A 7769-nucleotide genomic window follows, 5' to 3' on the forward strand; every position below is an offset into this window, starting at 1 on the left:
ACGAGCCTTCCCGCGGGGAGGTAAAACCCGCAGGCCAAGGCTACCGGCGAGTAGCTTTTGAGGGAGCAGCAGGCAACACCCGGGACTCGCCCACGAGAGACCGTGGTCCGGGCGCCGAGTTCACCGGACAGACTCTCCGGCCGTGAGCCTTGTCGGCCAAGGAAACGTGATCAATGTCACAGTAACGTTTGAATACGTCCTACCGCTTGCCGCACCGCAATCGTTTCGTTACCGTCGAAGCGGTCGATGTCACAGCCCGATCACAAACGTTGCACAGCGTGGATGCTTGCGCACCCGGTTGTCGCGCGGGTAGAGATCTCCGTGGTATCGCTCCCGTGAGCAGGTTTAGAGAGGACGGCAGCTTGACGCAGCACCCCGCTCCGCAGTCGCAGGTCCGTTCGGCAGCAGCCTTTCCGGCACCGCATCCCGTCACCACGGAGCAGCTCTCCGATGCCAGTCGGATGCGGATCGGCCGATGAACCACCGCGGCACCCTCGACCCGCAGACCAACGGTCGTCCCGGTCGGCGCCGGCGCGAGAACCCGGAGCAGCTCGACGGGGTCCAATCGTTCAACGCGTTCGGTGCCCCCGGTGACAGCCGGTCACGCAGGCGCCCCCTCAATACCGCCGCCGCTTCCGCCGCGGCCGATGTCCATCGCACCGCCGCCGACGACTTCTGGGCGACCAATCAGGGCTGGGCCGATTCGCAGGCCGGCAACTGGTCCGCTGCCGACCCACAGCCGCAGCCGCACACCGACTGGCAGCAGAACAACTGGCAGCAGAGCGGATGGCAGCAGGACGAGAAGCCCGCCTGGCACAGTGACCCGAACTGGAACACCCATCAGAGCTGGACCGAGGCACAGTCCTGGCACGAGGACCCGGCACAGTCCTGGCACGACGCCGGCCCCGCGGCACCCGTACTCCACGAGCCCGCCCGCTACGACAGACCCACGACGATCGCCGAGGCGCTGGAGAGCGCGCCGATCGCCGAGGAGGACACCGACGACGCGCCCCGGCAGTCCCGCTCCCGCGGCGCGCACCGGGTAGCCGCCCCGCCGACCGCGCTCAAGGGCCGTGCCGCGGTCGTCGCGATGGCGGCGGGCGCGGTGGTCGCGGCCGGGCAATGCGCCACCGCGGAACCGGGCGGCGACCACAAACAGGCCCAGCAGGCCGCCGACTACGAGGCCGCCGGTTCGGTACACGAGATCGCCGCCCAGTCGATGGCAACCGAGGACCCCGCGGCAGCCAACACCGCCTCACCCCAGATGCTCGGCGGCGACGCCCCGGCCGATACCAGCCGGTTCGGTGAAATGCTGGCCAACGGCGCCCAATTCGCCGAAGATCTCGCCCAGGCGGAGGAAGCCAAGTTCCGCCCACTGTTCTCGAAATTCGCCAGTGGCTCCTACACCTCCGGGTTCGGCGCCCGCTGGGGCGTCCAGCATCTCGGAATCGATGTGGCCGCGCCCATCGGAACTCCGATCTACGCGGTGGCCGATGGTGAGGTCATCGATGCCGGGCCCGCCTCGGGCTTCGGTATGTGGGTCCGGCTGAAGCACGCCGACGGCACCATCACCGTGTACGGGCACGTCGACACCACCACCGTCTCGACGGGTGAGTACGTGTTCGCGGGCGATCAGATCGCCACCGTCGGCAACCGCGGGTTCTCCACCGGCCCGCACTGCCACTTCGAGGTCTGGCTCAACGGCAGCGACAAGATCGACCCGGTGCCGTGGCTCGCCACCCGTGGGATCGGCCTCACCGGCAGCGGCGACTGACCGGCTCTCCACCACCCGTTCGATATACGCGACCCTCGGCCGAAATCCGCCGAGGGTCGTTTTCACGGTGCGGCCGCGACAGCCAGTCCGACCAGCGCGATCACCTTGGCGAATTCCAGCCCGATATACCAGTAGTGCGCCCGGGACCGGGGCAGTTCCTCACCCGCGAGTACCCGATCCGAGCGACGGGACAGCGGCGGCCGCACCACGGCCAGCTGGACGGCCAGGATCACCACCGCCACGGCCAGCCACACCCATACCGCACCTGCGGGTGCGAGAACGACGGCCGCCACCGACAGCACGACCGCGAATACCGTCTCCACGGTGTTGAGCGCCCGGAACACCAACCGCCCGATGCCCAGTCCGAGTTCGGTGGTGACCCCGGGCGCACGGAATTTCAGCGGCGCTTCCAGGAACGAGATGGCCAGCACCATACCGAGCCAAAGCGCCGGCAGGAACCACATCAGATGTTGCGCGACAGACTGCACGATCGGAACCTACCGCGCCCGCCGGACCCTGCGGGTCCGCTAGAGCTTGGTCAGCGTCTGACTGAACTTCGGGATGAGCCGGATGGTGCCGCTGGATCCGAAATCGATCGTCACGCTGGCCATATCGCCGATCCCGTCGGCGGCGACCACTCGGCCGAGACCGTACTTGTCGTCGCTGACCCGATCGCCCACCGCCAGCACCAGACCGACATTGTTCCGGGACACCCGACGCTGGGCCGGGCGTGCCTCCCCGATACCGGGCCGGGGCTCCCTGGACGGTGGCCAGCCACCGGTCCAGTCCTCCCCTGCCGACTCGGCGCCGCGGCGACGGCCGTACTGCGTAGGAGCCGAGGGACGTTTGGGTTCGAGCCGTTTCCAATCGATCAGATGATCGGGAACCTCCTGCAGGAACCGGGACTCCGGGTTGAAAACCGGTTGCCCCCACGCGGAGCGGACCACCGCCCGGGTGAGGTAGAGCCGGCGCCGCGCCCGGGTGATGCCCACATAGGCGAGCCGCCGCTCCTCGGCCAGTTCGGCGGGATCACCGAGGGCACGCAGATGCGGGAACTGACCGTCTTCCCAACCGGTGACGAAAACCACCGGGAACTCCAGCCCCTTGGCGGTGTGCAGGGTCATCATGGTGACCATGCCCGAGCCCTCCTCGGGTATCTGGTCGGCATCGGCCACCAGCGATACCCGCTCCAGAAATGCGGCCAGGGAACCGGGCTCGGGTTCGCCCTCACCGGTTTCGGGGACCAGACCCTCCGCCGCCGCGGCTTCGAGCGCGTTACGGGCCTCGGAACTGAATTCCCTGGCGACGCTCACCAGTTCGTTCAGATTGTCCAGCCGCGCACCGTCCTGCGGATCGTCGGAAGCCTCCAGCTCCGCCCGGTAACCCGTGCGGTCCAGCACCGCCTCGACCACCGCACCCACATCCGGGAAGTCGACCTCGTCCATTTCGCCCGCGGCCCGGATCTGTTCGAGCAGGGCGACGAAACCGGCTATGGCGTTACGTGCCCGGGTGTTCAGCAGGGCGACTTCACCGGCGGCGGCATCGCGCAGTGCCTCGGCGAAACCGATCCCGCGCTGTTCGGCGTGTACGGCCACACAGGCCTCGGCGCGGTCCCCGATACCGCGGCGCGGGGTGTTGAGGATCCGGCGCAGGGAGACCGCATCGTCGGGGTTCTCCAGCACCCGCAGGTAGGCGACGATATCGCGGACCTCTTTGCGCTCGTAGAACCGGACTCCGCCGACCACCTTGTAGGGCAGGCCCATCCGGATGAAGATCTCCTCCAGCGCCCGGGAGTTGTTGTTGGTGCGGTAGAACACCGCGATATCGGAGTAGGCGATCTGCTCCTCGTCCACCAGCCGGTCGATCTCGCGGGCGACGAAAGCCGCCTCGTCGTGTTCGTTGTCGGCGACATAGCCGGTGATGAGTTCGCCCTCACCGGCATCGGTCCACAACCGCTTGTCGCGGCGGTTGCTGTTGCGCGCGATCACCGAGTTGGCCGCGGACAGGATGTTCTGGGTGGACCGGTAGTTCTGTTCCAGCAGAATCGTCTCGGCATCGGGGAAATCTCGCTCGAATTCCTCGATATTGCGAATAGTGGCGCCGCGGAAGGCGTAGATGGACTGATCGGCGTCACCGACCACACAGAGCTCGCTGGGCGGCACAGCGTGCGGATCCGGTTCCGGGTTGTCCGCGGCGGCCGCCGCACCGGCGTCGGTCTCGGCCGCCTCGCCGGTCGAGTCCGGGCTCGTGGTGTGGTGCCCGACGAGTTCGCGCACCAGCACGTACTGCGCGTGGTTGGTGTCCTGGTACTCGTCGACCAGGACATGCCGGAACCGGCGGCGATAGTACTCGGCGACCTCGGGATGCCGCTGCAGCAGGGCGACCGTCTCACCGATCAGATCGTCGAAGTCCAGTGCATTGGCCGTGCGCAGCCGCCGCTGGTATTCGGTGTAGACGCGGGCAACGACGCGCGGTAGTTCGGCTTCCTCGAAACCGGCGTCGCTGCTCGCCTGTTCGGGACCGACGAGTTCGTTCTTCAGATTGGAGATGGCGGTCGCGAGCAGTCGCGGCGTGTACTTCTTGGTGTCCAGTTCCAGATCCCGGCCGATCATGGTGAGCAGGCGCCGGGAATCGTCGGCGTCGTAGATGGAGAAATTCGAGTTCAGGCCGGCCAGCAGTGCCGATTGGGTACGCAGGATGCGCACACAACTGGAATGGAAGGTCGACACCCACATACTCGCGGCCCGTGGACCGACCAGCTCGATGACCCGCTCCCGCATCTCGGCGGCGGCCTTGTTGGTGAAGGTGATCGCCAGGATCTGCCCGGGCGTGGCACCGCGAGCGGCCAGTAGATACGCGATCCGGCGGGTCAGTACCGCGGTCTTGCCCGACCCCGCCCCCGCCACGATCAGCAGCGGCGGACCGGTGTGCAGGACCGCGGCACGTTGCTGTGGATTGAGGCCCTCGAGCAGTTGCTCCGCCTCCTCGGCCCGGCGCTGCGCGGTATCGGTACGCCGCTGTGTCTGTTCGGCCTGTACCCGCCGCTGCAACGCGGCCAGTCTGCTCGGCGCGCCACCGGCCTCCCGACCGCCGGGATCCGCCGCGCCACGATTACCGGATAGTTCCAGGCCGGGCAGGGTCACGGCCTCGGCAGCGCCGGGCTCCGGTGAGCCGGCGCCGGTGGTGGCCCGCGAATTGTGCGAATCCGAACGAAGTGCTGCCCCGGTGGTGTCCATCGTCTGTTCACGCTACCGCCGCGACCCGACACGATCGAACACTCGGCCGAATTCGGTCTCGCGCGTGCGCCGCGTAACACCGATATCCCCACCAGTGAGCGTTTTGCATACCTCGGTTACCGTGGCAAACTGGCAATATGGTTTGCCCTTCAGCGAAACATCCGCGCCGGTTGTGTGGACAGCGGGGCCGCAGACCGGGCACCTGAGGCCCCATCGGGGCAGGTAAGGGGGAACGGCACTACCAGGACCCGCCGGGTCTTTTTCACGGTGGAAGAGCTCTGGACCGGTAACACGACGCGCCTCGGCGCCGATCCAGGTTCTGACACGAGGAGATGAGAAATGAGCAACCCCGCTACGGCGACCGGGTCGGGTTCGACAACCGACACGGACTCGGAGCTCCCTCGGACCGAAGCCGAGATCGAGAAACTCCGCAAGGAGATCGACCGGCTGGATGCGGAGATCCTCACGGCGATCAAGCGCCGGACGGAGATCTCGCGGGTGATCGGACGCACCCGGATGGCCTCTGGAGGCACCCGGCTGGTACACAGCCGGGAAATGAAAGTGCTGGAACGTTTCAGCGAACTGGGTCAGGAAGGTCACACTCTGGCAATGCTGTTACTGCGACTCGGTCGCGGACGGCTCGGCCGCTAGACCCCTAAACCGACGCGACGGCCCGCAGACCGTCGCAACCTCGCGAACCGCCCCGGGTGACTACGCCCCAGGGCGGTTCGTACTGTCGGTCACGTCATAGCGATGTATTTGGTCGACAGATACTCCTCGATACCTTCGGTACCGCCCTCCCGGCCGAAACCGGACGCCTTCACCCCGCCGAACGGCGCCGCCGGATCCGAGATCACCCCCCGGTTCACCCCGACCATCCCGCTCTCCAGCCCCTCGGCCACCCGCAGGGCGCGGTCCAGATCCCGGGTGTAGATATAGCTCACCAGACCGAACTCGGTGTCGTTGGCGGCGGCCAAGCCCTCTTCCTCGGTGTCGAAGGCCACGATCGGCGCCACCGGCCCGAAGACCTCCTCGCGCAGAATCCGCGCCTGCGCGGGAATATCGGTCAGCACGGTCGCCGGATAGAACCAGCCCGGGCCACCCGGAGCCTTCCCGCCGACCCGGACCGACGCACCCGCTGTCACCGCGTCCTCGACCAGCTCGGACACGGTGTTCAACTGCTGCTCGTCGACGAGCGGTCCGAGCGTGGTGTCCGGGTCGGTCCCGGGCCCCAGCTTCACCTGGGCGTGGATCGCCGCCACGAACTTCTCGGTGAACTCCTCGACCACCCCGCGCTGTACATGGAACCGGTTGGCCGCCGTGCACGCCTCGCCCCCATTGCGCAGCTTCGCCAGCATGGCGCCCTCGACCGCCGCATCGATATCGGCGTCGTCGAACACCACGAACGGCGCGTTCCCGCCGAGTTCCATCGAGGTACGCAGCAGCCCCGACGCAGATTTCTCCACCAGGGTCCGGCCGACCTCGGTGGATCCGGTGAAGGTGAGCTTGCGCAGCCGGGGATCGTCGAGCAGCGGCTGGGTGACCGCACCGGACCGGCGCGAGGTGATCACCGACAACACGCCGTCGGGCAGCCCGGCCTCGGAACACAACTTCGCCAGCAGCAGCATGGTGAGCGGCGTCGCCGAAGCGGGCTTGACGATCATGGTGCAGCCCGCTGCCAGCGCGGGACCGATCTTGCGGGTGCCCATGGCCAGCGGGAAGTTCCACGGGGTGATCGCCAAGCATGGACCGACCGGCTGTTTGTGCACCAGAATCCGCCCGGTCCCCGAGGGCGCGTGCAGATAGCGGCCGTGGATCCGCGCGGCCTCCTCGCTGAACCAGCGGAAGAACTCCGCGCCGTACCGCACCTCGTTACGGCTCTCCGGTAGCGCCTTACCCATCTCCAGCGTCATCAGCAGCGCGAACTCCTCCGCCCGCGCGGTGATGCGCTCGAACACCGCACGCAGGATCTCACCACGCTCACGAGCCGGCGTCGCCGCCCAGCCCGCCTGCGCCGCCGACGCGGCATCCAGGGCCCGTACCGCGTCCTCCGGCGCCCCGTCCGCCACCTCCACGAGAACCTCACCATTCGCCGGGTTGTGCACCGCGAAAGTGCCACCACCCGTGGCGTCGACGGGCCCGCCGATCCACAGTTGCTTCGGGACAGAGGCAAGTACTTCGGTTTCGGAAGCCATCCAGTCAGCCTAGGCCGGGCTGTGTTCATTTGCGGCGCCTGCGGCGCCGCGGGTGGGGCCCTCGTTACCCCGGTTCTTCACTCCGGCGCTCAGTCGCTGCGCTCCTTCGCTCTGTCGCTCCAGAACCGGGGCGGGCCCCACCTCTATATGTCGACCGTCCGGGAATAGGTGAATGGTGGGTCGGCATGCCGACGATCCGGTGTAGCGATCGGCGCGGGTTCGCATGCCGACCCTCCCGGAGTAGCGACAGGCACGGGTTCGCATGCCGACCCCCCAGGTGTAGCGACAGGCACGGGTTCACATGCCGACCCTCCCGGAGTAGCGGAAACTCGCGGGTCCGCATGCCGACCAGCGGCTGATTTCCGTTCCAGGGTGGCCCCGGCAGCAGAACCGAAGGTCCGCATGCCGACCTGCACACATTTCGGGCCCGCATGCAAACGAATGTCGAATGCTCCCGTAACCCCCCGAGTCGAGTTTTACGAGACACCTGAAAGGGTTGAGGCCCGTCTCGCCGTTCAGGCCTCGAAGCGCATGCGCCGCAGGCGCGAGTCTCGAGGCCTGAAC

5 protein-coding genes are annotated in these 7769 nt (G+C 67.6%); 2 read left to right on the forward strand and 3 right to left on the reverse strand.

Annotated features, from left to right (window positions below):
- Positions 1-475: 475 nt before the first annotated feature.
- The gene (locus ACWCPQ_RS21690; RefSeq protein ID WP_449901584.1) at positions 476-1774 is read left to right on the forward strand and encodes a peptidoglycan DD-metalloendopeptidase family protein; all 1299 of its coding nucleotides are present in this window, start codon (positions 476-478) and stop codon (positions 1772-1774) included.
- A 62-nt stretch (positions 1775-1836) separates the two neighbouring features.
- Here ACWCPQ_RS21690 and ACWCPQ_RS21695 read toward each other — a convergent pair whose 3' ends face one another.
- Together ACWCPQ_RS21695 and pcrA are read right to left on the reverse strand one after the other, a co-directional pair.
- A complete protein-coding gene (locus tag ACWCPQ_RS21695) occupies positions 1837-2238 on the reverse strand; it encodes a hypothetical protein (protein ID WP_449901604.1) in 402 nt (133 codons plus the stop codon).
- Between the two features lie 63 nt (positions 2239-2301).
- Positions 2302-5010, reverse strand: coding sequence for a DNA helicase PcrA (gene pcrA, locus ACWCPQ_RS21700; protein ID WP_449901586.1), 2709 nt, complete (start codon positions 5008-5010; stop codon positions 2302-2304).
- Between the two features lie 339 nt (positions 5011-5349).
- On the opposite strand from pcrA, the gene ACWCPQ_RS21705 reads away from it, so the two are divergent.
- Positions 5350-5661: a chorismate mutase gene (locus ACWCPQ_RS21705; RefSeq protein ID WP_449901589.1), complete on the forward strand. Its 312-nt coding sequence runs from the start codon at positions 5350-5352 to the stop codon at positions 5659-5661.
- 89 nt (positions 5662-5750) lie between these two features.
- Here the strand turns inward: ACWCPQ_RS21705 and ACWCPQ_RS21710 are convergent, their stop codons facing one another.
- Positions 5751-7205: an NAD-dependent succinate-semialdehyde dehydrogenase gene (locus tag ACWCPQ_RS21710; RefSeq protein WP_449901591.1), complete on the reverse strand. Its 1455-nt coding sequence runs from the start codon at positions 7203-7205 to the stop codon at positions 5751-5753.
- Positions 7206-7769: the final 564 nt, after the last annotated feature.

The sequence above is a fragment of the Nocardia sp. NPDC001965 genome (genome assembly GCF_053594175.1).

Coding starts and splice junctions, on each gene's coding strand:
- ACWCPQ_RS21690 (WP_449901584.1), top strand. CDS start 476: ATGAACCACCGCGGCACCCTCGACCCGCAGACCAACGGTCGTCCCGGT.
- ACWCPQ_RS21695 (WP_449901604.1), bottom strand. CDS start 2,238: ATGTGGTTCCTGCCGGCGCTTTGGCTCGGTATGGTGCTGGCCATCTCG.
- pcrA (WP_449901586.1), bottom strand. CDS start 5,010: ATGGACACCACCGGGGCAGCACTTCGTTCGGATTCGCACAATTCGCGG.
- ACWCPQ_RS21705 (WP_449901589.1), top strand. CDS start 5,350: ATGAGCAACCCCGCTACGGCGACCGGGTCGGGTTCGACAACCGACACG.
- ACWCPQ_RS21710 (WP_449901591.1), bottom strand. CDS start 7,205: ATGGCTTCCGAAACCGAAGTACTTGCCTCTGTCCCGAAGCAACTGTGG.